Raw genomic sequence first — 20,867 nt, 5'->3', positions numbered from 1 at the left:
GGGATGCGTGACTCAGTCGGCCAGCGCGATGCTGAACGGAATGGGGTTGCGCATGCTGTTGGCCACGGGCGAGTAGAAGTTGGCGTGCTTGACGATCTCGTCGAGCTCTTCGCGAGTGGCGTCACCCTCGACCAGGACCTTTACGCGAATCTCCTGGAAGCCCATCTGCTCGGGCTGCATCGGCGCGCCGCCGGCGCCCCACGCCGCCGGGTTGCCGATGTCGGCTTCGAGGAAGATTTCCAGCTTGCTGAGCTTGACCTGCTTCCAGGTGGCCACTGCTGTAATCCCTACGGCGAGACAGCCACCCAGCCCGGAGAGCACGATCTCCCCCGGAGCGGGCGCGGTGTCTTCGCCGAACAGGTGCAGCGGCTCGTCGACCACAACGGCCTCGTGGTCACCGACATAGCTGAGGCTGCGGTAGATGCCCTGCATGACCGTATGGACCTTGTTGGTGCCACGGCTGGCCGGGTTGTTGCGGCCTTTCTCGGCGAAGGCCAGCAGGCCGTCGCGATCGATCGGTCGCAGGTAGGATTTAACGGTGGTAGGTGCAGGTGCGTTCATGGTGTTCTCCATTCAGTTCATCAGAACCGACGCAATGTCAGCCCTGGCTGAACGGGGTATTGCAACTGCCATGCCAGCTGTCGAAATTCTCGAAAAAGTACTTTTAAATCAATCGGTTATAATTTCTGTGTTTGGCTCTCGCCCGAGCACTTACTTTGCCGAGCCGGCCTGCGACTGAACACAACGTGAACAATGTCGACATTGTGTTCGGTCTCAGCGATGGGCTACCAGCTTCTGCCAGCGATAGTGGAACTGTCGCGCGGTCATGCCCAGCAGCTGAGCGGCGCGCGTCTTGTTTCCGCCACAGCGGTCCAGCGCCTGGCGCAGCGCATCGGCCGTATGGGAGGCGACCGAGACGTAAGGTCGGATGTCCTCGATATAGGCCGGGGGGCTGGGTGGTGGAGTGGCCAGGGCAGGTGTCGGCGCAGCTTGCTCGTTCTCCCGCGGCAGGTAACGGTCGACGTCCGCTGCGCTCAACAGGGCGTGATCGGCCAGCAGCACCATTCGCTCGATGACATTGGACAGCTCGCGAATGTTGCCCGGCCACGCGTGCCGCTGCAGACGCTTGATCGCCTCGGCACTTAGGCTGACGTTTCGCTGGTTGGCCTGGTTGATCCGGTTGAGGAAGTGCAGCACCAGCACGGGGATATCAGACCGGCGTTCAGCCAGCGAGGGCAGCCGTATCGGGATAACGTTCAGCCGGTAGTACAAGTCCTGGCGGAAGGTGCCGGCAGCGACTTCGGTTTCCAGATCACGGTTGGTGGCCGCCACCAGCCGGACGTCGATGTGCAGCTCCCGCTTAGCGCCGAGGCGGGTGATGGTGCCCTCCTGCAGCGTGCGAAGCAGCTTGGTCTGCATGGCCAGCGGGAGCTCGCCAATCTCATCGAGGAAAATGGTGCCGCCATCTGCCTGCTCGAACCAGCCGGCACGGGCCGTTTGCGCCCCGGTGAAGGCGCCCCGCTCGTAGCCGAACAACTCAGACTCGAACAGCGAATCGGGAATGGCTGCGCAATTGACGCGGATAAACGGCTTGTCCCGTCTGGGGCTGGACAGGTGCAGCGCACGGGCGAACAGCTCCTTGCCGGTGCCCGACTCGCCGAGCAGCAACACGCTTGCGGTGGTATTGGCAACGCGTTCCAGTTCTGAAAGCGCGCGCAGCAGCTGGGGCGCGCTGCCGATAATCCCGTAGCGGCTGGTGCGGGTCTCCAGTGCCCGGGCCAGCAGGGCGTTGCGCTGCTCGAGCGCCTCGGTCTTTTCTCGCAGGTGCTGCTCCAAATGGAGGATCTGCCCGGCAAACGTCGCCAGGATTCGCAGGATGGTGAGGTCATCTGCCAATGGGCGTGCGCGGCTTCGGATGCGATGGCAGGCCAGTACGCCGATGGTGCGCTGGCCGATCTGGATCGGTAATGCGATATAGGAAACCGGCCCGGAGGGGAGGTTGTTACGCGCGACCATGCGGCCCAGAAACAGCGGATCGTTATCGATGTCCTGAACGATGATCAACTGACCGCGCGCCAGCACTCGCCCCGTCACGCCTTCATCGTGTGTATAGCGGCCACGACTGATTTCGTCTGCGGTCAAGCCATAGGCATAACGGATCTGGCTCGATTGCCCTGACTCGTCGAGCAGCACGATTCGCCCACGGTTCAAACCGAGGAGCTCGGACAGCAGGTGGAGCATCTCCCGCAGCACGGTGTCGGGCGAGAAATCTCGCCCCGCCAGTGCGGTTACCTGTTGCAGCAGCAACATTTCCTGAGTTCGCCAGAAAACGGGGGAGTTCTCCGGTTCCTTGTCGCCGCTGGTCATGGTCGGCGTTCCTCGTAAGGCGTTAACGATGCGTCAGTATTGGGGTTAAGCGAAGCAATGTTCGTGCTCGTCGCAAAAACCCCCCTTAGCGGACCTGCGGTATCAAGCGGGCATTTTTCGCACATCTCTTCTGACGGCCTGAGGTGGCACGCCGAATCCGCGGACAAAAACCTCGCGCATATGGCGTCGGTCGCGAAAACCCGTTTCGCGTGCAATGACGTCCAAGGGCCTGCTGTCGACACTGTGTGTGATCGTCAAGCAGCGACTGCTGCTCAAGTCCAGTTAGGAAGTCTTCAAGTCAACGACCAAACTCAGCCTTAACGGCGGGCGCTTGTCGCGCGCTTTCGGCAGCTAGGGATGGTCTGAAGTAGCCATGTATTTCCCCGGCATACCACCTAGCGCAACTTTTAAACTCGCCAAATGATCAAAAAAACAATCAATTCGACGAGTATTTCTTACGTTTTCGCCACCCGGACCCCACTCCGGTGGCCATTTCCCGCATTACAGGCGCACCTCTCCTGCATTCGTCAGTAAATGTCGGCGCGCCATCCACAGGTTCGACAGAGCGAACAGTGTCACCAGTTGCGCCGTGTTTTTGGCCAAGCCGCGAAAGCGCACCTTGGTGTAACCGAACTGGCGCTTGATTACCCGGAACGGATGCTCGACCTTGGCGCGCACCTGAGCCTTGGCCTTTTCAATCTTGCGCTTGGCTTTGTACAGCACGCTGCGCTTATCGAGTTTTTTGTAGGTGCTGCGGCGTGCCGCCACCTGCCAGATAACTTCACGTCCTTCATGCTCGGGCCGCTTTTCGACACCGGTGTAGCCTGCATCGGCGCAGACCACGTTTTCGTCGCCATGCAGCAATTTGTCCACCTGGGTGACATCCGCCACATTGGCCGCCGTGCCCACTACGCTGTGCACCAGACCCGATTCGTCATCGGCGCCGATGTGGGCCTTCATGCCGAAATAATACTGGTTTCCCTTCTTGGTCTGGTGCATTTCCGGGTCGCGCTTGCCGTCCTTGTTCTTGGTCGAACTGGGCGCATTGATCAGCGTTGCATCGACGATGGTGCCCTGGCGCAGCGACAGGCCGCGGTCGCCCAGATAGCCATTGATGACAGCGAGGATGCCGGCCGCCAGCTCGTGTTTCTCCAGCAAGCGGCGGAAGTTGAGAATGGTGGTTTCGTCGGGGATGCGCTCCAGGTTCAGCCCGGCAAACTGGCACAGGATCGTGGTTTCGTACAGCGCTTCCTCCATCGCTGGATCGCTGTAGCCGAACCAGTTCTGCAGCAGATGCACACGCAGCATCGCCATCAATGGGTAGGCCGGACGGCCACCTTCACCCTTCGGATAATGTGGCTCGATCAAAGCAATCAAGCCCTTCCACGGCACCACCCGATCCATCTCGATCAGGAACAACTCCTTGCGGGTTTGCTTGCGCTTGCCAGCGTACTCGGCGTCGACGAAGGTCATCTGCTTCATCGGGAAACTCGGCTGGCGGGATCGGCGTATTTCACCAGATTCGGGAAGTCTTTTTCAGACCTTCCCTAACAAAATGCTTCGTGAGAGCCTGAAGAGTTGGACAGGGGGAGCGTAAGTTTTTTTGGTGACGCAGATTGGCGGACGAGCGGTCGAACGCAGAATTGACTTATCGGTAAATCTCGATATTATCGACCCATGCAATTGATCGAAGTATTTAAAGCCCTCTCAAATCCAACACGTCTCAAGATCTTGGAAGGTTTGAAGGACCCGGTAAAGAACTTCCCTCCACAGGATGAAGGGGACGTTCACACGGTGGGCGTCTGCGTCAGCAGCATTCAGGAAGGCGTCGGTCTGTCGCAGTCGACGGTGTCCGATTACCTGGCGACGCTGCAACGAGTGGGCCTGGTCGAAGTCCGTCGCATTGGGCAGTGGACCTACTACAAGCGCAACGAAGCAAACATCCGTGGTCTTGCCGAGCTCATAGGCAAGGAGCTGTAATTTTTTAGTTCCAAGTATCGGTAAATACCGATATCCCTTTTTGCCGAAGCGAGGACTTGCTATGACCTGAGACCCATAGAGAAACCCGAGCATTCTTTTGCTTTTGTATATCGATAATTCCCTATATCCCTTTTTAGCGAAACGAGGATTTACCATGAAAGCTCAGATACTGAATTCCTTTGGTGGCCCAGAAGCGTTCAAGCTTAGCGACGTACCCAAGCCCGTACCGCAGGCAGGACAAGTGCTGGTCCGTGTCCACGCCACCTCTATCAATCCATTAGATTTCCAGATCCGCCGTGGCGATTACGTTGACTACGTGCCCCTGCCGAGCATTACCGGGCATGACGTATCCGGTGTCGTCGAAGCCGTCGGCCCAGGCGTGACGAGCTTCGTGCCAGGCGACGAAGTCTGGTACACCCCGCAAATTTTCGACGGCCCTGGCAGCTACGCCGAGTACCACGTTGCATCCGAAAGCATTATCGGCAAGAAGCCTGCCTCGCTGAGCCATCTCGAAGCGGCCACCCTGACGTTGGTGGGCGGCACGGCATGGGAAGCACTGGTCGTGCGTGCAGCGCTCCGAGTGGGCGAAAGCACCCTGATACACGGCGGCGCGGGTGGCGTCGGTCATGTGGCGATTCAACTGGCAAAAGCCGTTGGCGCCAAAGTGTTCACTACCGTGCGCGAAGAGAACTTCGAATTCGCTCGGGGTCTGGGTGCAGACGTCGTCATCGACTACGAGCAAGAGGATTACGTCGACGCAATTCTGCGCGAAACCGATGGCCAGGGCGTCGATGTGGTGTTCGACACCATCGGCGGCAACACTCTGACGCGCAGCCCCGACGTGCTTGCACAACTGGGCCGCGTGGTCTCGATCGTGGACATTGCCCAGCCGCAAAACGTCATCCAGGCCTGGGGCAAGAACGCCAGTTATCACTTCGTTTTCACCCGGCAGAACCGCGGCAAGCTCGATGAGCTAGCTGCATTGATCGACCGCGGCCAACTGCGGCCACACGTCGGCGCAGTCTTTTCTCTTGCCGACATTCCGCGAGCGCATGCGTTGCTGGAGACCCCCAACAACGGTCTTCGCGGAAAAATCGCAATTGCCGTCGAGCCATCGCTCATCCCGTAAGCCCATGTTCAACCGCTCACGTCACGCTGGAGAAAAATCATGATCTACGAGATCGCTGTGCTCCCCATTCACCAAGAACGCGTCGAGAGTTTCAAACGTGCATTTGCCGACGTCGAACCGTTGCTCAAACGCGCAACGGGTTATGGCGGCCACATGCTCGCGCAAGGCATCGAAACGCCCCAGGTACTCAACCTCATCGTGCGGTGGCGCTCACTTGAGGACCACAAGGTCTTCGAAGCGGGTGAAGACCATCAGGTGTTCATGGACGGTCTGGAGGAATACTTCTCGGAAGAGCCGACGGTCTATCACATCGAAGGTGCACCATTCGCTACCGAAGAACATCTTTGAGATGAATTTTACAGTGGATTAATGACGGTTATTCAGCCTTGAAGTCGCTAATTGATAAATCAAATCTGGCAGTCCCAATCTAAACGCCAAGGACTGTCAGGTCGTCAGCTTCTTCAATGTAAGAGTCATTGGTTTAGCTTAATAAATCCCCTCTAGTAGACCAAATCGACTGGTCGCTACTAATCGCTATCCGTTTCACAAAGGCGGGTATGTCTATAGCGATTGTTAGGCGAACCATTTGGCGTATCGCTTTCCATGGGATTACCACCGCGTCTCTCAATTTCTCGGAGTTAATATATGATCAGTAATAAAACTCGCAATACAGCACGCGTCATAGTCGCCAGTCTTGGCATGCTGTTGTCCGTTAGTGCAGTCGCTGAAAATCGCTCAGTGACATATAAGTATGGAGATAAAGTTGATGTGATAAAGGTTTTATCAATATCAGCCAAAGATGGCTCTGGTTGCAAACCAGTAGACCATAGAATGGAATACATAGATTCGGCTGGAAAGAAACAAGTTTTAAATTACAGAGCTCTTCCAAAGCAGTGCCATAAGGGGCGCTAGTGCAGGATAGCGGGGCGCCCATGAGGCGCCCTAGCCCCCACTTTCGGGGGGGGGATGCGTGCCCCACGGAGTGGGCTTTTGCGCCGTGCCTAGTGGGCAACATCATCTGTTTCGGGCAATCCGGAGACAGACAACATGAACATGATGAGCCATCCCCTGGGCATGTTTCCCAAGACACTGGACGATCCGGTAATCGATCGATGCTTCGAAGCGAGGCTGCCAGAGCAAATTGAAGCGGTACTGCAACTGCTGGGCGACGCCTTGGCCGTGATGCATGACGACAGCGAAAGGGCGTCTGCTCGACTTGTGCAGGCTATCGGACTGCTCCAGCCAGTTACGCCAGCGCTACCCCCGAGCGCACGGGGTAGCGGCGGGTTGGTGGGGTGGCAGATTCAACGCGTGGATCATTTCATCGACCAGCATCTGGAAAGCCCCATCCGTACGCCGCAACTGGCAGCCACCTGCAACCTCAGCGTCAGTCATTTCTCCCATGCATTCAAGCAGGCCCTTGGTGTGGCGCCGCTTGCGTATGTGGCGCGTCGGCGGATCGAGGCGGCGCGTCAGGTCATGCTGGTCAGCTCTGCTTCGCTCACCGAGATCGCGCTTGGTCATGGTTTCTGCGACCAGTCGCATTTCTGCCGGACCTTTCGTCGTGAGGTGGGGTTGTCGCCGAAGACATGGCGCCGAATGTTCGGCGCCCGGAATTAATTGGTACCGACCATTTTCTTTTTCATTGGGGCTGGGTTCAGGAGCGAAAGGCAAATGGAGACCTCGGCGGTCAGCGCTATTTCTACAAGCTGCTCTGAAAACAGCAACCGGGGCGCCCTGACCAACCTGCTTCTGCATCGAGGCCAGGGATTACCATAGGCCTGACGCCGTACGCCCGTAACCACTTGGATCGCCTGCTCCAACTCCACTACGTAAAGCGTTTCCTCGATGACATCATCCAGGCTTCCGCCGAGAAGCATCAGCAGCTTGCTGGCGTTGGCGTACGCCACTTGCATCTGCAACGCCATGTTCGAGTGGTCGGTGGGCAGGCCCTTGGCATCCACCGGTGCGGGGCCGACCAGGTTGCCGGCAGTGTCGAGACTAATCAGGCCGACGATGCGCAGCCGGTTATCGATTTGCTCAACCTGGGCGTAGCCGTAATTTGGCATCCAGGGTGGATTGAGATATCCCAGCGTCTGGATCGGGCCTGCATTCATCGCGTTCACTCCAGGAAAAGTCGTCGTGGCCAACAATGACCGAGCTCGGCGTGTCTAGCTTGTATCGATGTACGCTATTTGTACTCGCGTACCGTGCAGTACCTACAGCTCGACGAAGCCACGCTGTACGCCGATGGCAACCGCATGAGTACGATTATTCGCACCCAGCTTATCCATGATGCTGCGCAAGTGGCCCTTGATCGTGTCTTCGGAGATCTGAAGCTGGCTGGCAATCACCTTGTTTGGCTTGCCCAGCGCGACGCACTGCAGCACTTCGATCTCGCGCGGCGTCAGGCCATCGCTGTCCAGGTGGGCGGCCAGTTCGGACGCTATCTCAGGAGGAAAGTGGCGCTTGCCAGCCGCGAGCAAGCGGATGGCTTCCACCAGTTCCTTGCGCAACGTGCTCTTGAGCAGGTAGCCCATGGCTCCGGCCTTGATCGCGTGCAACGCACGAACATCGCCTCGATACGTGGTGAGAATGGCGATGCGCGCCTCTGGCCATCGCTCGCGGATCGCGCGGATAGTCTCGATGCCGTTCATGTCCGGCATCTGCAGATCCATCAGCGTGACGTCCGGCCGTAGCACCTCAAACCTCGCCATAGCTTCGCGTCCGTCCACCGCTTCTCCAACCAGCAACATATCGGGCTGGCCTTCGAGAACAGCCGCGATGCCTTCGCGAAGCAGCGGATGGTCGTCGACAACCATCACGCGGATGGGTTGATCCATTTTCACGACAGCTCTCCTTCTTGATGTAGGTCGATGCCACAACCACTCCATGCGCCGCGTGACCGTCAAACCACACCGGTCAACTTCCGTCCTGCCTGTACTGATGTGTCATGCCTGTGGCCTGGCACCTGGTCAAAATCGCCCTGATTGAGCCTGTTCCCACTCGATCGCGTAATCCGCCACTTCCTCCCAGTTCGGCTCGGTAATCAACAAATGGCTGTGGGTGGCAAAACACTTGTATGCAGTAGGTGCGACCGAACATTGATAGTGACCATAGCTAGAGGCAACGAGGCTTGCCCGAATGCTTCGGTCATCCGCGCCAGTCAATAGCAGAAGGGGTGGTCGCAGATCGTTGGCGAAGTTGACCCTGCTGCCGATCCCCAATGCGGCCTCATAGAAGATTCGTGTTGGGGCTGGCACCACGTGCCGCTGGAACATCGTGAGCTGCTCGGCGAGCGGCATGTTCGGCGCGATAACGTTCGCAAATTGTTTGAGACTCAGGTTGACCTGCGAACTCAAGCCCGCTCTTAACAGCACCGGAAGCAGATCGAGGGCCAGAACGCCAGGACGAATGCCGCGCGGCGGTACCGGGGCAATTGCAATACCGGCACTGCCGTAGCCCCGGTCAATCAATAGCTGAACAATCAAGCCACCAAAACCATGGCCAACCAGCAGCGGGGGCCGCGGCATGGCAGCGATCAGTACCGCGTGATGTTTGACGAGCTCCGACAAACCCAAGCCGAGCGAGTGCGCCGGCGAGTCGTTCAAAATTGGCCATGGCAGCGCCATACAAACATAGCCACAGGCGGTGAAGCGGCTTTGAAAATGATCCCAACTGGCCGGCGTCAACCAGGCGTCGTGGATAAAAACCACTAATTTTTTCAAGGGAAGCGTCCTACTGCTAAAGGCCGCGTTTATCCAGGGCGGGCGAGATCAGGTGCCGGATCTGCACCGCAATGCCATCGGTCTGATGCTGTCTGACGGCGGCTTCGATACGTTGTTCGGCGCGGGTCACTCGATGATGGTGACGAAGGTGTTCGAGCCAGGATTCATCGAAAAAAAATTCCTGCCAAAGCCGAGGGTTCTCGCTGTCCTGCATCAGCCCCCAGGAGTAGGAACCGTTGCGTTGTCGCATCCCTCGGACCTCCAGCATGGCCTGGCGAAAGGCGGCCACCCGTTCCGGCGCAATGTCGTATTCGAGCGTGACCATCACCGGGCCGTGTTCCTGGTCCTGATCATCACTCAGCACCGGAGTCGGCCAATGCAGTGAAGGCGCCAGATCATCAGCGTCGGTCACCGGCAGACGGAATCGTGTGGTCAGGAGAATACCTAGCAGCAATACTGCGCCGGCGCTGAGCAGGGCAATGTTGATCGAGCTGCGGCTGGCAACCAGTCCCCACAGCGCACCGCCTGCAGCCATGCTGCCGAAAAACACCAGGATATAGACCGACAACGCCCGCGCCCGGACCCAGCTTGGCACCGAGGTCTGTGCGGCCAATTGCAGGCTGGACAAGACCGCAATCCAGGCGGCACCGCTTACTAGCATCACAGGGATGAGCGCGTAGAGCGTGCGCAGCGACGCCAGCGCAAACAGCACAAGGGCATAGATGACACTGGATGTGGCGACCAGAGCGTCCGAGCTCCGTTTTTCCCGCAACCGGGGCAGCAAAATCGCGCCAACCACTGCACCGATGCCGACGCTGCCTAACATCAAGCCGAAATCAGCTGCGCTGCCTTGCAGCTCGCCACGTACGATCAGCGGTAGCAGCGACATCCCGGCGCTGGCGCCGACGAAGAAGGCCGCTGCCCGTACCAGCACGGCCTGTAGCGGCACTGAACTGCGGCTGTAGCGCCAGCCCATACGCATCGCGCCGAAAAATCGCTCTGCCGGGAAAACTGATGTGGTGGGCTCGCGCTTCCATGATACGAGTACGGCGATTACGGCAAAGAACGACAGTGCATTCAGTCCAAAGGTGGCCCAGGGGCCGCTCAAGCTAACCAAGACTCCGGCGATCGCCGGTCCCAGGGCACGCGCCACGTTAACGCCGAGGCTCGTTAGAGAAATTGCTGATTGCAGGTCACGCTTGCCAACCAGTTCGGGCGTGAGGGCCGACCAGGCCGGCATCATCAACGCCGTGCCAACACCCATGCCGAGGGTCAACAGCAACAACAGCATAACGCTCATCAGCCCGCTCAGGGTCAGCAGCGCGAGCGTCATGGCCACGATTGCCATCCACAGTTGCACGCCGAGCAGATAGCGTCGCTTGTCTACGATATCGGCCAGCGCGCCGGCTGGCAGCGCCAGAAAGAACATCGGCGCGGACCCGGCGACCTGCACCAGTGCCACATTAAGCGGGCTGGCCGAGAGGGAGGTCATCAACCAGCCGGCGCCCACCTCGTGCATCCAGGTGCCGATGTTCGAAGCGATGCTGGCCAGCCACAGCCAGCGGAAGGCCTTGTGGTTGAGCGCGCTCCAGGGGGATTGCTTGGCAGTAGTCATGGTCAGAGCAGGCCTTGTAATGGGAATTCGAAAATGAGGTACAGCCGATCGATGTCGCGGGTGTCCTGTGCGTCATTGCCGCGGTGGCTGACATGGGCCAGGCTCATTTGCAGGCCTTTCGCCGAGCCTTGCTGAACGGTGTAGTGCAGGTCGATGTCCCGCTCCCAATGGCGACCGCCAGACGTAACGCGCTGAGGATCTTGGGGTGCGTAGGCGCCTGAGGCTGGCGCACGTGAACCATCGATCCCACGACCCCGGACGTAACGTGCCGTCAGCTTTAAGCCGGGAATGCCCAGTGCGGTGAAATCCAGGTCGTAGCGGGCCTGCCAGGAGCGTTCCTGGGGCCCGTTGAAGTCGGCGTACTTGACCGAGTTCGCCAGGTAAATCGAGTCCCCACCGACGAAGTCGAACGGGGTGTCGCCATCAACTCGTTGATAAGCCAGGGTGAAGGTCTGCGCATCGCGGCGGTAGCTCGCCAGCACGCTGTAGGCCAGCGTATCGATGTCGCCCGCTTGTGCAGTGCCCTGATCGCGGGTGCGGTAAAGATTTCCGTCGAGGGTCCAGCTGCCGCGCCGGGCCTTCAGGTTGAGATAGCCCTGGTCCCAGGTGTCTTCCAGGCGAGAGGCATAGAGTGCAGCGCTAAGGTCCCGGCTATTGAACAGGCGTATCCCGGCGAGGGAGATGGCGGTTGCCCGGGTCGAGGCGCCATAGCCGCTGAAGTCGTCATGGGGCGAGCTGCCGTCCTGGTTCTTGAATCGGGTAAAGCGTCCTGCCTGGAACAACAGGTCGGGTGACAGCCTGCTGTCCAGCAACACCCCGCTGGCGTATTCGGGTTGCAGACGCTTGTCGCCGGTATCGAATACCGGCGCCTCGACTGTCATCTCGCCATAGCGCAGCAAATGGTCGCCCATGCGCAGTTTGATAGCGCCGCCGGCGGAGGCGTAGTTTTGACCGTGCCCCTGTGCATCAACCGGCAGCAGGCCAGTACCGGCACGGCCGCGGCCACCGTCGAGCTTGATGCCGAGGAAGGCATGGGCATCCAGGCCGAGCCCAAGCGCTCCTTCCGTAAAACCCGAACGCAGGTTGCCGATGAACCCTTGCGCCCATTCCTGCTGGTAGCTCGGGCCTGGGCGGTCGCGCAGATCGTTGTGCAGAAAATAGTTGCGCAGCAGCAGAATCCAACGGCAGTGTTCGTCTGAGCCGTTGGCAACAGCAGGACTGCCTGCACCCATCAGGGCTGCGCCGAGCAGCCAGCCCCGGAGGGCCGGCCGTTGGTTGGCAGGATTCAGAAGGCAAAACACGAACACCCGAACGCACCCCAGAAGCCTTGATGGTCACTGACCGGAATGCTGCTGCGGCGCGCTCTGTCATGCTGGTGTGCATGCACCGAGCAGGCACCGATGCACTGGTGAATGCTGGCGGACAGCGAAGCAGCCACAGGCTTCCAGTGCCCGGGTAGCTTAGCTACCGGCGACCAGTCCGGCATGACGGGCAGCGTAGGCGGGGCGAGGTTGCCGAAATCGGAGGAGGCATGCACCACCTTGCCGCCGACCACGGTGAGCACTGACTCTAGCCACTTGATCTGCTCTTCCTCGACGCTGAAGAAGTCCTCCGTCAACGCCACCAGATCGGCGAGCTGACCAACCTTGATCTGGCCCTTCTTGCCCTGTTCGCTGGAGAACCAGGCGCTGCCATGGGTGAACAGTTGTAGCGCGGTGTCCCGCGGCAGTCCCTGCGGGTGCAATTGCGTGCCGCCGACGGTCCTGCCGCTGACCAGCCAGTACAGCGCCGTCCATGGGTTGTAGCTGGCCACGCGGGTCGCATCGGTGCCGGCGCCGACCGGAATGCCTTCGGCCAGCATGCGCTGGACTGGAGGCGTGTTCTCGGCGGCCTTGGCACCGTAACGGTCGATGAAGTACTCGCCCTGGAACGCCATGCGGTGCTGAATGGCGATGCCGCCTCCCAGTGCACGCACGCGCTCGATGTTGCGCGGACTGATCGTCTCGGCGTGATCAAACAGCCAGGGCAGGCCGTTAAACGGCATGTCGCGGTCGACCTTCTCGAACACGTCGAGCATGCGCGAAATGGACTCGTCATAGGTGGCATGCAGGCGGAACGGCCAGCGCTGTTCGACCAGATGACGCACCACCGGCTCAAGTTCGTCCTCCATGCTGGGCGCCAGATCCGGGCGCGGCTGGACGAAGTCCTCGAAGTCGGCGGCGGAGAACACCAGCATCTCGCCGGCGCCGTTATGGCGCAGGAAATCGTCGCCTTGGTGCAGCTTGACGCTGCCGGTCCAGTTCTTGAAATCGAGCAGCTCTTCCTTCGGCTTCTGGGTGAACAGGTTGTAGGCGATGCGTACGGTCAACTGGTCGTTGTCGGCCAGTTCCTGGATCACCTTGTAGTCGTCCGGATAGTTCTGGTAGCCGCCACCTGCGTCGATGGCGCTGGTCACGCCCAGTCGATTGAGTTCGCGCATGAACTGGCGGGTGGAGTTGACCTGATACTCCAGTGGCAGAGCCGGCCCCTTGGCCAGGGTGGCGTAGAGGATCAGCGCGTTGGGACGTGCGATCAGCATGCCGGTCGGCTCGCCGCTAGCATCGCGCTGGATTTCGCCGCCGGGCGGGTTTGGCGTGTTCTTGTCGTAGCCAACCGCGCGCAGAGCGGCGCGGTTGAGCAGGGCGCGGTCGTACAGGTGAAGGACGAATACCGGCGTGTCGGGTGCGGCCCTGTTCAGCTCGTCGAGGGTCGGCAGGCGCTTTTCGGCGAACTGAAATTCGCTCCAGCCGCCGACCACCCGTACCCACTGCGGCGTCGGCGTACGGTCGGCCTGCTCCTTGAGCATGCGCAGCGCGTCGGCCAGCGACGGTACGCCTTCCCAACGCAGTTCGAGGTTGTAGTTCAGCCCCCCTCGGATCAGGTGCAGGTGGGAGTCGTTGAGGCCAGGAATGACGCAGCGGCGTTGCAGGTCGATGACCTGAGTTGCGTCGCCGCGAGTTGCCATCACGGTCGCGTCGTCACCCACCGCCAGGAATCGTCCATCCTTGATGGCCACGGCGCTGGCCTGGGGATTCTCACTGTCTACGGTATGTATGCGGCCGTTGAACAGAATGGTGTCGGCAGTCATGTCGCTTCCTCGTGTAGTGGCAAACGTTCGGCCGGCGTGGCCCGCGAAGGGCAGGGCGGCCCAAAGCATTCCGGCGGCGCCAAGTACCGAACCTGTAGCAACGAATTGACGACGGCTTTTGCTGGGTTTATCTGTGCTCATGTCCGTTTCTCCTCGGTGCTGTTCAACCAACTGGCGAACAGCCGCGTTGCCATCGGCATGAACAGATACACGACTAGCAGTACGATGCTGAGGGTGATCAGCGTATTGCTCGGCAGGTAGGCGCCCAGTGCAGGTTGACGGGCAAACAGGGGTTGCCAGAGCTGCGGTATCAGCAGGCTCAACGGCAGGATCACGACGAAAGTAAGGCACGCCTGTTTCCACCGCGGAGGTTGTCTTTGGTCATCAGCCGGCACGAACCAGAAATCATTGAGGGTGCTGACCTCGGTCAGGTCCCCATCGGCAAGCAGGGGTTTTGCTTCCTCGATCAGCTGGCTTCGCTCAGCTGATTCAAGCCAGCTGCGCAGGCGTTCCGAACAGCTGAAGCGAAGCACGCAGGTAAATAGCGGAAGGCCGCCGCTGGTGCTGCGGACCACATCGACACCCAGATGGCCAGCGCTCTGGCTGGCAACGGCAACGATGCGTCTCAGCCAGCTTTCGTACGCCTGTTCCTGGCCACGCCGAACGCGATGGCGCACGACCAGGGTGACGGTTTCAGCGGTGTTTGCTGCGCTTGTGTTCATGCCTATCGCTCCAGCCCTTGCCATGGCAGTGGCTTGCTACTAAGGCGCGCCTGTGGCAGACCGACTGCCTCGGGGGTGGGTGCAGTCTCGGCCTACTGGTGGGGCCGAGCGCAGGCGCGCCGGTCATTGCGGTCGAGGTGAGCGGTCAGACGGGGGCGGCTACAGGCGCCAGGATCGGACCATGGCTGACGCGCTCGTCGGCCTTGTGCACCATGGTGTAGGCGTAATCAATGCCCATGCCGTAGGCACCGGAGTGATCCTTGGCGACCTTCATCACCTCGTCGTAGGTGTCGCGGTTTTTCCAGTCACGCTGCCATTCCAGCAAAACCTGCTGCCAGGTCATCGGCACAACGCCGGCCTGGATCATGCGTTGCATTGAATAGTCGTGCGCCGCCTGGCTGGTGCCGCCAGAGGCATCGGCCACCATGTAGATTTCGTAGCCGGCGTCGTGCATCGCCGACAGGGCGAAGGTGGTGTTGCACACCTCGGTCCAGAGCCCTGAAACCACGACCTTGTTGCGGCCGTTGCGCTTGAGTGCATCACGCACCTTTTGGTCATCCCAGGAATTCATCGAAGTTCGCTCGAGAATCGGGGCGTCGGGGAAGACCTCCAGCAGCTCGGGATAGGTGTGGCCGGAGAAGCTTTCGGTTTCGACGGTGGTGATTTTCGGTTTCGACGGTGGTGATGATGGTCGGAATCGAGAATATGCGGGCGGCTTTGGCCAGGCCCACGACGTTGTTCTTGAGTGTCTGGCGATCAATGCTCTGCACACCAAAGGCCATCTGCGGTTGCTGATCAATAAAGATCACCTGGCAGTTACTGGGTGTCAGCACTTCAAGTTTTGGATTGGTCATCATGGTCACCTTTTTCTAACTGTTTTCTTCTATTTGCGAGCATTCGGCTGCGCACTTACCCCTCCGCTAATGCTTGGGTCGGGCATTGCTGGAGACGTGTCGGCACTATCGCAGGGGCCGGCTGGGGTTAATTGGACGAGGGTGCCGTTCTGGTACGCGCATGCTGCGAATGCATGCTTGAAGCAGCGGGTGCGTGCTGCCGGACGGGGGGATAGGCATTGCTTCGGCGTAGCTAGCGCCCGAGGTGCGGCCGTTCGGGCGGGTGGCGAGGCCGATAAAAAAGTGATCCCGACCGCACACTCATCCCAACCCCAGACAGTCATCCAATAAGAAACAAGGCTGCTTTGGGACAGTAAATGGGCGTTTTACGACCCCCCCCCGCGCGTCGCATCTGGCGACAGTTCGGATGAGCTCACAACCAAAGGATAAATCCATGACTTTTCGTAACGGCCTTGCTTCGCTTCTTCGTCCTGAGGACTCGGTACTGGTGCTCATCGACCACCAGCCGTTCCAATTGGCGAACCTGAACAGCCATGAGCCACTGATGGTGATCAACAACTCGGCGGGGCTGGCCAAGGCCGCTAAGGCATTCAAGGTACCCACCATCCTGACCAGCGTGCTGGCTGCTCAGGGCGGCGTGATCTTCCCCCAGATCACCGACGTGTTCCCTGACCAGGAGGTAATCGACCGGACGCTGATCAATACCTGGGAGGACCCGGCAGTGGTGGACCTGGTCAAGTCCACCGGGAGAAAGCAGCTGATCATCGCCGGACTCTGGACCGAGATCTGCGTCGCCATGCCAGCCATCCAAGCTGCTGGAGAGGGCTGGGACGTAACGGTGGTAACCGATGCGTCAGGTGCGGTTTCTGTCGAGGCTCACGAGGTTGCAATCCAACGCATGATCGGCGCTGGCGTGAACATGATGACCTGGTTGGCTGTGGCAGCTGAGTGGCAGCGCGATTGGGCCCGGACCGATACCCTGGAAGGAATGATCGGGGTGATGAAGGAGCATACCGGCGGTAGTGGTATCGCCTTTCTGTGGGAGCAGCAGCTTCTCAATACTCCGGTGCCTACAAAGGCAGTCTGAGCATGACGAGGCCCGGCATCGCATGTTGACGATGCCGGCGTTCGATCAGGAGAGAAGAATGATAAAGATGATCATTGAGCAGCGGCGACGCAGCCTCGGCGGCGGTTTGGAAGTGGGCCGTGTGTTGCCGTTTGCCAAGCAGCGCATGGTGGGTCCATTCATCTTCTTCGACCATATGGGGCCCTTCGATCTCCCACCAGGAGTGGGTGGCCAAGTAGACGTTCGCCCGCATCCACACATCGGTCTGTCGACCGTGACCTATCTGTTTTCTGGCGACGTGATGCACCGGGACAGCCTGGGCTACGAGCAGGCGATCCGGCCGCAGGAAGTCAACTGGATGACCGCGGGGCGCGGCATCACACATAGCGAGCGGTTCGAGCATGCCCGCGTCCATGGCGATCATCTGCACGGGATTCAGGCCTGGGTAGCGCTGCCTGCCGAGCAGGAGGAGACCGCTCCCTCTTTCTCCCATCATGCAGGTATCGACTTGCCGCAGTGGGACCACGACGGCGTGGCAGGGCAGCTCATTGCCGGCAGCGCCTACGGTTTGACTGCCGGGGCCGAAACGCATTCGCCGCTGTTCTACGCGCATCTCGACATGGCCCAGGGCGCCGTCGCCGAGATTCCGGGCGGTTACGAGGAGCGTGCAATCTACGTGGCGACCGGGGCCGTGGAGTTCGCTGGAACGCGCTATGAGAGCGGGAAGATGCTGGTGCTGGGAGCGGGCGCTTCGCGTGTTCGTGCGCTGGAACGCTCCAGAGTCATGGTCCTTGGCGGCGACTCCGTGGGGGAGCGTTACATCTACTGGAACTTCGTCTCGTCCTCGAAGGACCGGCTCGTGCAGGCAGTAACGGACTGGAAAGCGGGAACGATGAAGCTGCCAGACGCCGACGATGCCGAATTCATTCCGTTGCCAGACGAGCCGTTGCCAACATTACGGGCTGCCCGCTGAGGAGACGATCCATAGGTGATCGGGCGTTACGCAATTCGTTACCGCGCATTGTTCTGACTCGGTAACTAACATGACTAACTCAAGCCATCCCATCAGTCTCGGTAGGCTTAGGCCTGAGTTGAATATTGTGCGGACTTACGTAGTCCTGCTGCTGAGCCTCGCGCTTGGTTGCATCGCGTGCACGAGCGCATCGGCGCGCGTTTCGGACGTCATGGACCATCATCGCTGGACTGCCAGCGACCACGGGCCCAGCTCGGTGGGTGCGCTTGCGCAAACCGCCGATGGATACCTGTGGCTGGGAACTCATGATTCCCTGTATCGCTTCGATGGGTTCGAGTTCGAGAAATTCATCTCTGCAGAAGGCGAGCCGCTCGGTGTGGTCTCGGCGCTTCTCAGCACCCCCAAAGGATTATGGGTGGGGCTTCGTGCCGGTGGAGTCCGTCTGATCAGCGCAAACGGCGAGCTGCAGCCGGTTGATCCCGGCCTTCCGGGCGGGGTGATTTACAGCATGGCCGAGGACCCGCTAGGTCAAGTCTGGGCTGCGGCGGATGATGGGCTCGCCCGACATGACGGCACGGACTGGCACCCGGTTGGCAAGGAGGCGGGTTTTGCAGAGCGCCATGCCAGAGCGGTGCACGTGGATGCAGATGGCCATGTCTGGGCAGCGAGCGAAGAGCAGTTGTTCATGCTCCCTCCTGGGGCGTCTGCCTTCATTCCAGTCGCTATCAAGAGCCAATCTATTAGCAAGATAACTTCATCCCCAGCAGGGGACATATGGATAACCGATCGTGCTAGCGATCACTTGTTACGTCTGAAGAAAATAGGCCATGCCACCGTTCAAATTGAAAAGATGGCGGCACCACGCTCGGTCAGCATCGTGCTGGACGAGCAGGGCGGGGCTTGGCTGGGCACGCTAGGAGCCGGGGTGCATTACCTGGCTGAGGGGCAGCGGGACGATAAGGATCCGTTCCGTTCTTACACCAGTCGTGACGGTCTGAGCTCCGATAAGGTGCTGGCCCAGCTCATCGACCGCGATGGGACCCTTTGGGTAGGCACGGATGCCGGCCTGGATCGGCTCAGGCGTATCGCGTTGGCTCCGCTGGCGTTGCCGGTAGGCGCGGGGAGCCATGCATTGGCGGTCAGCGGTGACGGTGCGTTATGGGTCGGCACTGATAATGGTCAGCTGATCGGCTGGCGGGGCGACAGCCATTTCACCTTTGAACTGGATATGCCAATCACCGCGTTGGTAAATAGCCAGCATCACGGCTTGTTGGCTGGAGGGTATCGGGGAATTTTCTCGCTTTCCGAAGACGGGCCGGTGCGCATCGCACCGTTACCGCTCGTATCCGCTCGTGAGGCCGCCGTAAGGGCGATGGCGGTAGATGAGGATGGCGCCATATGGGTCTCGATCAACCGGGCGGGGCTTTACGTCTGGGCTGATCAGCAATGGCGGCGCATTGAGCCGGTGAGCAATGCCGAGCGGCAGGTGATGCCCGTCACCGCCTCCCTCGACTTGGCAGGCCGGCCATGGTTCGGCTACCGGGATAATCTTCTGGTGTCCGTTGATGATGGAAAGTTAACGCGCTGGGGCGAACAGCAAGGGCTGGACATAGGTCATGTCACGGCGATGCTGCATCTGCCTGGCCGCACCTGGGTTGGCGGTCAGCACGGTTTGGCATACCTCAAGGACGGACGCTTTTATCGTCTGGAGCTGCCCGCTGCCGGGCCCTTTCAGAACATCTACGGGTTGGTCGCCGTACCGGCTGAAAAGCACGCTGGCGGATCCGGAATGGATATCTGGGTACACAGCCGTGGCGGCATCTTCAAACTGCCGGCGGCCGAGATCGAGCGGGTATTGGCCGGTGGTGACACGCTCTTGTACAGCTCCCATGACCACATCGGCCGGCTACCCATGGATCCCTACAAGGTATTGCCGGTGCCTACAGCTGTCTACACGAATGAAGGCTTGCTGTGGTTCGCCACCGGAAATGGGGTCGTCTCCGTTGATCCATACCAAGCAAGCAGAATGACGCAACCATCGACCGTCACGATCAAGTCGCTGACAGCGGACGGGGTCGATCTTGATCTATCCGGCGCAGCCGTTCGACTCTCAGCAGCGCCTGAAAAACTTGTTATCTCCTATTCGGCGTTGAATATCGCCGCACCCGAGGCCGTGAGGTTTCAATACCGGCTCAAAGGCCATGATTCTGAGTGGGTCGATGCTGAGCGTTCCAGGCAAGCGGTTTTCTCACGCTTGCATCCGGGTGACTACGAGTTTCAGGTCCGTGCACTTGGCGGGGGTGAAGGCCTTAATCTTCCTGACGCGACGTTAACCATCATCATTCCCCAGGTTTTCTACCTTCGCCCGGCGTTCTTGTTGGTCGTTACAGCAACGCTGCTGACGCTGGCGTTCTGGATCTCCCGAATTTATACGCGGCGGGAAAAGATGGCGCTCAGAACACGCCTGGAAGAGCGCTTTCAGGAGCGCGAGCGCATCGCACGCGAGCTGCATGACACCTTGCTGCAAAGCGTGCAGGGCATGATGCTCAGCTTCCAGGCGGTCGCCGATACCCTGCCCGAGGATTCTCGTGCTCGCCGTTCAATGGAGCGGGCGCTGGACCGGGCCGAGCAGGTAATTGCCGAGGGGCGCGACCGGATCACCGGCTTGCGGGGACAAATGGCCCCCGCAGAAGACCTGGCTGCCGCTTTCCAAACGTTGCAGCGGGATGAAAGGTCAGGTTCTGCTGCTTACCGGGTCAGCAATATAGGTCAGCCAGCGTTGTTGAGGAGCGCCGTTCGCGATGCGTTCTATCAGGTGGGGAGGGAAGCGGTTTTGAATTCGCTTCGCCATGCCCAGGCAACCCAGATTTCCGTCACCTTCACCTACACGCCGCATCGGTTCGAAATGCTTGTTGCCGATGATGGGATAGGCATCGATCCGGTTTACCAGCGAATGCGCGGGCGACCCGAGCATGGCGGCCTGAGGGGCATGTACGAACGTGCCGAGAGAATAGAGGCGACGCTATCGATCAAAAGCGATGCTGGAAAAGGCACGCACATCAGCCTGTCATTGCCTGGCTCCGCCGCCTACGAGCGTGGGGTCGGCAACGCGCAAACCCGTTTCAGCAGGGTAGGGTGAAGCTATGGCCGGCTTCAACATCCCCATCACGGTTGGTCGTGGAGACCATTCGCTGATACGCGAGGGTATTTAGATCATCGAACTCTCGCATTGAAAATCTGCCGTGAACCCCACTTTAGTGGTGATCGGCGCCCCCCGTTTTTGGGCTGTGCCACGTTTGGCCTCGC

At 59.8% G+C, this 20,867-nt stretch carries 19 protein-coding genes and 2 pseudogenes; 9 read left to right on the top strand and 12 right to left on the bottom strand.

Annotated features, from left to right (window positions below; translation table 11 throughout):
- Positions 1–12 precede the first annotated feature (12 nt).
- Positions 13–561: an OsmC family protein gene (locus MST27_RS07475; protein ID WP_023100451.1), complete on the bottom strand. Its 549-nt coding sequence runs from the start codon at positions 559–561 to the stop codon at positions 13–15.
- Between MST27_RS07475 and MST27_RS07470 the strand changes: the two genes are divergently transcribed.
- A complete protein-coding gene (locus MST27_RS07470; protein ID WP_162492206.1) occupies positions 560–739 on the top strand; it encodes a hypothetical protein in 180 nt (59 codons plus the stop codon). The two genes, MST27_RS07475 and MST27_RS07470, sit on opposite strands and share 2 nt — an antisense overlap.
- Positions 740–774: 35 nt before the next feature.
- Here the strand turns inward: MST27_RS07470 and MST27_RS07465 are convergent, their stop codons facing one another.
- The 3 genes and pseudogenes from MST27_RS07465 to MST27_RS07455 form a co-directional block, all read right to left on the bottom strand.
- Positions 775–2,367 (bottom strand): sigma-54 interaction domain-containing protein, encoded by a 1,593-nt coding sequence (locus MST27_RS07465; RefSeq protein ID WP_023100450.1) that lies wholly within the window; start codon positions 2,365–2,367, stop codon positions 775–777.
- 102 nt (positions 2,368–2,469) lie between these two features.
- Positions 2,470–2,592, bottom strand: a pseudogene (locus MST27_RS07460) (GlxA family transcriptional regulator); the annotation flags it as partial.
- Positions 2,593–2,868: 276 nt separating this feature from the next.
- Positions 2,869–3,849, bottom strand: a complete 981-nt coding sequence (locus MST27_RS07455; RefSeq protein ID WP_031691316.1) for an IS5-like element IS1384 family transposase — start codon at positions 3,847–3,849, stop codon at positions 2,869–2,871.
- 195 nt (positions 3,850–4,044) lie between these two features.
- Here MST27_RS07455 and MST27_RS07450 point away from each other — a divergent pair, with 195 nt between their 5' ends.
- The 5 genes from MST27_RS07450 (at position 4,045) to MST27_RS07430 (ending at position 7,096) form a co-directional block, all read left to right on the top strand.
- The gene (locus MST27_RS07450) at positions 4,045–4,347 is read left to right on the top strand and encodes an ArsR/SmtB family transcription factor (RefSeq protein WP_243605367.1); all 303 of its coding nucleotides are present in this window, start codon (positions 4,045–4,047) and stop codon (positions 4,345–4,347) included.
- A gap of 154 nt (positions 4,348–4,501) precedes the next feature.
- Complete coding sequence (locus tag MST27_RS07445) at positions 4,502–5,476, top strand: zinc-dependent alcohol dehydrogenase family protein (RefSeq protein WP_243605399.1); 975 nt, start codon at positions 4,502–4,504, stop codon at positions 5,474–5,476.
- A 39-nt stretch (positions 5,477–5,515) separates the two neighbouring features.
- A complete protein-coding gene (locus tag MST27_RS07440) occupies positions 5,516–5,824 on the top strand; it encodes an antibiotic biosynthesis monooxygenase family protein (protein WP_243605366.1) in 309 nt (102 codons plus the stop codon).
- Positions 5,825–6,121: 297 nt separating this feature from the next.
- Complete coding sequence (locus MST27_RS07435) at positions 6,122–6,388, top strand: DUF2790 domain-containing protein (RefSeq protein ID WP_243605365.1); 267 nt, start codon at positions 6,122–6,124, stop codon at positions 6,386–6,388.
- A gap of 135 nt (positions 6,389–6,523) precedes the next feature.
- A complete protein-coding gene (locus MST27_RS07430) occupies positions 6,524–7,096 on the top strand; it encodes a helix-turn-helix domain-containing protein (RefSeq protein WP_243605364.1) in 573 nt (190 codons plus the stop codon).
- Here the strand turns inward: MST27_RS07430 and MST27_RS07425 are convergent.
- From MST27_RS07425 to MST27_RS07390, 8 genes and pseudogenes are all read right to left on the bottom strand, one after another.
- Positions 7,093–7,593 carry a RidA family protein gene (locus tag MST27_RS07425; RefSeq protein ID WP_243605363.1) on the bottom strand — a complete coding sequence of 167 codons (501 nt, stop codon included), beginning with the start codon at positions 7,591–7,593 and terminating at the stop codon, positions 7,093–7,095. The genes MST27_RS07430 and MST27_RS07425 overlap by 4 nt on opposite strands.
- 102 nt (positions 7,594–7,695) lie before the next feature.
- Positions 7,696–8,298 carry a response regulator gene (locus MST27_RS07420; protein ID WP_243605362.1) on the bottom strand — a complete coding sequence of 201 codons (603 nt, stop codon included), beginning with the start codon at positions 8,296–8,298 and terminating at the stop codon, positions 7,696–7,698.
- 153 nt (positions 8,299–8,451) lie between these two features.
- Positions 8,452–9,204, bottom strand: coding sequence for an alpha/beta hydrolase (locus tag MST27_RS07415; RefSeq protein WP_243605361.1), 753 nt, complete (start codon positions 9,202–9,204; stop codon positions 8,452–8,454).
- Positions 9,205–9,220: 16 nt separating this feature from the next.
- On the bottom strand, positions 9,221–10,819 hold the full coding sequence (locus MST27_RS07410; protein ID WP_243605360.1) for an MFS transporter: 1,599 nt from the start codon (positions 10,817–10,819) through the stop codon (positions 9,221–9,223).
- A 2-nt stretch (positions 10,820–10,821) separates the two neighbouring features.
- Positions 10,822–12,051: an OprD family porin gene (locus tag MST27_RS07405; protein WP_243605359.1), complete on the bottom strand. Its 1,230-nt coding sequence runs from the start codon at positions 12,049–12,051 to the stop codon at positions 10,822–10,824.
- A gap of 53 nt (positions 12,052–12,104) precedes the next feature.
- The gene (locus MST27_RS07400; RefSeq protein WP_476756130.1) at positions 12,105–14,087 is read right to left on the bottom strand and encodes an amidohydrolase; all 1,983 of its coding nucleotides are present in this window, start codon (positions 14,085–14,087) and stop codon (positions 12,105–12,107) included.
- Positions 14,084–14,668: a putative antibiotic biosynthesis monooxygenase gene (locus MST27_RS07395; protein WP_243605357.1), complete on the bottom strand. Its 585-nt coding sequence runs from the start codon at positions 14,666–14,668 to the stop codon at positions 14,084–14,086. Before MST27_RS07395 ends, MST27_RS07400 begins: the two co-directional genes overlap by 4 nt.
- A 145-nt stretch (positions 14,669–14,813) precedes the next feature.
- Positions 14,814–15,522: pseudogene (locus MST27_RS07390) on the bottom strand (hydrolase).
- 433 nt (positions 15,523–15,955) lie between these two features.
- Here MST27_RS07390 and MST27_RS07385 point away from each other — a divergent pair.
- The 3 genes from MST27_RS07385 (at position 15,956) to MST27_RS07375 (ending at position 20,700) form a co-directional block, all read left to right on the top strand.
- Complete coding sequence (locus MST27_RS07385; RefSeq protein WP_243605356.1) at positions 15,956–16,609, top strand: hydrolase; 654 nt, start codon at positions 15,956–15,958, stop codon at positions 16,607–16,609.
- 58 nt (positions 16,610–16,667) lie between these two features.
- On the top strand, positions 16,668–17,561 hold the full coding sequence (locus MST27_RS07380; protein ID WP_243605355.1) for a pirin family protein: 894 nt from the start codon (positions 16,668–16,670) through the stop codon (positions 17,559–17,561).
- Between the two features lie 70 nt (positions 17,562–17,631).
- Positions 17,632–20,700 (top strand): sensor histidine kinase, encoded by a 3,069-nt coding sequence (locus MST27_RS07375; protein ID WP_243605354.1) that lies wholly within the window; start codon positions 17,632–17,634, stop codon positions 20,698–20,700.
- Positions 20,701–20,867 lie beyond the last annotated feature (167 nt).

It is taken from the genome of Stutzerimonas marianensis (genome assembly GCF_022810315.1).
Taxonomy (GTDB): domain Bacteria; phylum Pseudomonadota; class Gammaproteobacteria; order Pseudomonadales; family Pseudomonadaceae; genus Stutzerimonas; species Stutzerimonas marianensis.
The sequence above is the reverse complement of the archived record's forward strand: the minus strand, read 5'-3'. Positions and strand labels throughout refer to the sequence as shown.

Bases quoted from the DNA above. Each gene is read 5' to 3' on its own strand.
- MST27_RS07450 (WP_243605367.1), top strand. From the start codon at position 4,045: ATGCAATTGATCGAAGTATTTAAAGCCCTCTCAAATCCAACACGTCTC.
- MST27_RS07470 (WP_162492206.1), top strand. From the start codon at position 560: ATGGTGTTCTCCATTCAGTTCATCAGAACCGACGCAATGTCAGCCCTG.
- MST27_RS07410 (WP_243605360.1), bottom strand. From the start codon at position 10,819: ATGACTACTGCCAAGCAATCCCCCTGGAGCGCGCTCAACCACAAGGCC.
- MST27_RS07375 (WP_243605354.1), top strand. From the start codon at position 17,632: ATGACTAACTCAAGCCATCCCATCAGTCTCGGTAGGCTTAGGCCTGAG.
- MST27_RS07475 (WP_023100451.1), bottom strand. From the start codon at position 561: ATGAACGCACCTGCACCTACCACCGTTAAATCCTACCTGCGACCGATC.
- MST27_RS07435 (WP_243605365.1), top strand. From the start codon at position 6,122: ATGATCAGTAATAAAACTCGCAATACAGCACGCGTCATAGTCGCCAGT.
- MST27_RS07445 (WP_243605399.1), top strand. From the start codon at position 4,502: ATGAAAGCTCAGATACTGAATTCCTTTGGTGGCCCAGAAGCGTTCAAG.
- MST27_RS07465 (WP_023100450.1), bottom strand. From the start codon at position 2,367: ATGACCAGCGGCGACAAGGAACCGGAGAACTCCCCCGTTTTCTGGCGA.
- MST27_RS07400 (WP_476756130.1), bottom strand. From the start codon at position 14,087: ATGAGCACAGATAAACCCAGCAAAAGCCGTCGTCAATTCGTTGCTACA.
- MST27_RS07405 (WP_243605359.1), bottom strand. From the start codon at position 12,051: ATGGGTGCAGGCAGTCCTGCTGTTGCCAACGGCTCAGACGAACACTGC.
- MST27_RS07455 (WP_031691316.1), bottom strand. From the start codon at position 3,849: ATGAAGCAGATGACCTTCGTCGACGCCGAGTACGCTGGCAAGCGCAAG.
- MST27_RS07380 (WP_243605355.1), top strand. From the start codon at position 16,668: ATGATAAAGATGATCATTGAGCAGCGGCGACGCAGCCTCGGCGGCGGT.
- MST27_RS07385 (WP_243605356.1), top strand. From the start codon at position 15,956: ATGACTTTTCGTAACGGCCTTGCTTCGCTTCTTCGTCCTGAGGACTCG.
- MST27_RS07440 (WP_243605366.1), top strand. From the start codon at position 5,516: ATGATCTACGAGATCGCTGTGCTCCCCATTCACCAAGAACGCGTCGAG.
- MST27_RS07420 (WP_243605362.1), bottom strand. From the start codon at position 8,298: ATGGTTGTCGACGACCATCCGCTGCTTCGCGAAGGCATCGCGGCTGTT.
- MST27_RS07395 (WP_243605357.1), bottom strand. From the start codon at position 14,668: ATGAACACAAGCGCAGCAAACACCGCTGAAACCGTCACCCTGGTCGTG.
- MST27_RS07430 (WP_243605364.1), top strand. From the start codon at position 6,524: ATGAACATGATGAGCCATCCCCTGGGCATGTTTCCCAAGACACTGGAC.
- MST27_RS07425 (WP_243605363.1), bottom strand. From the start codon at position 7,593: ATGAATGCAGGCCCGATCCAGACGCTGGGATATCTCAATCCACCCTGG.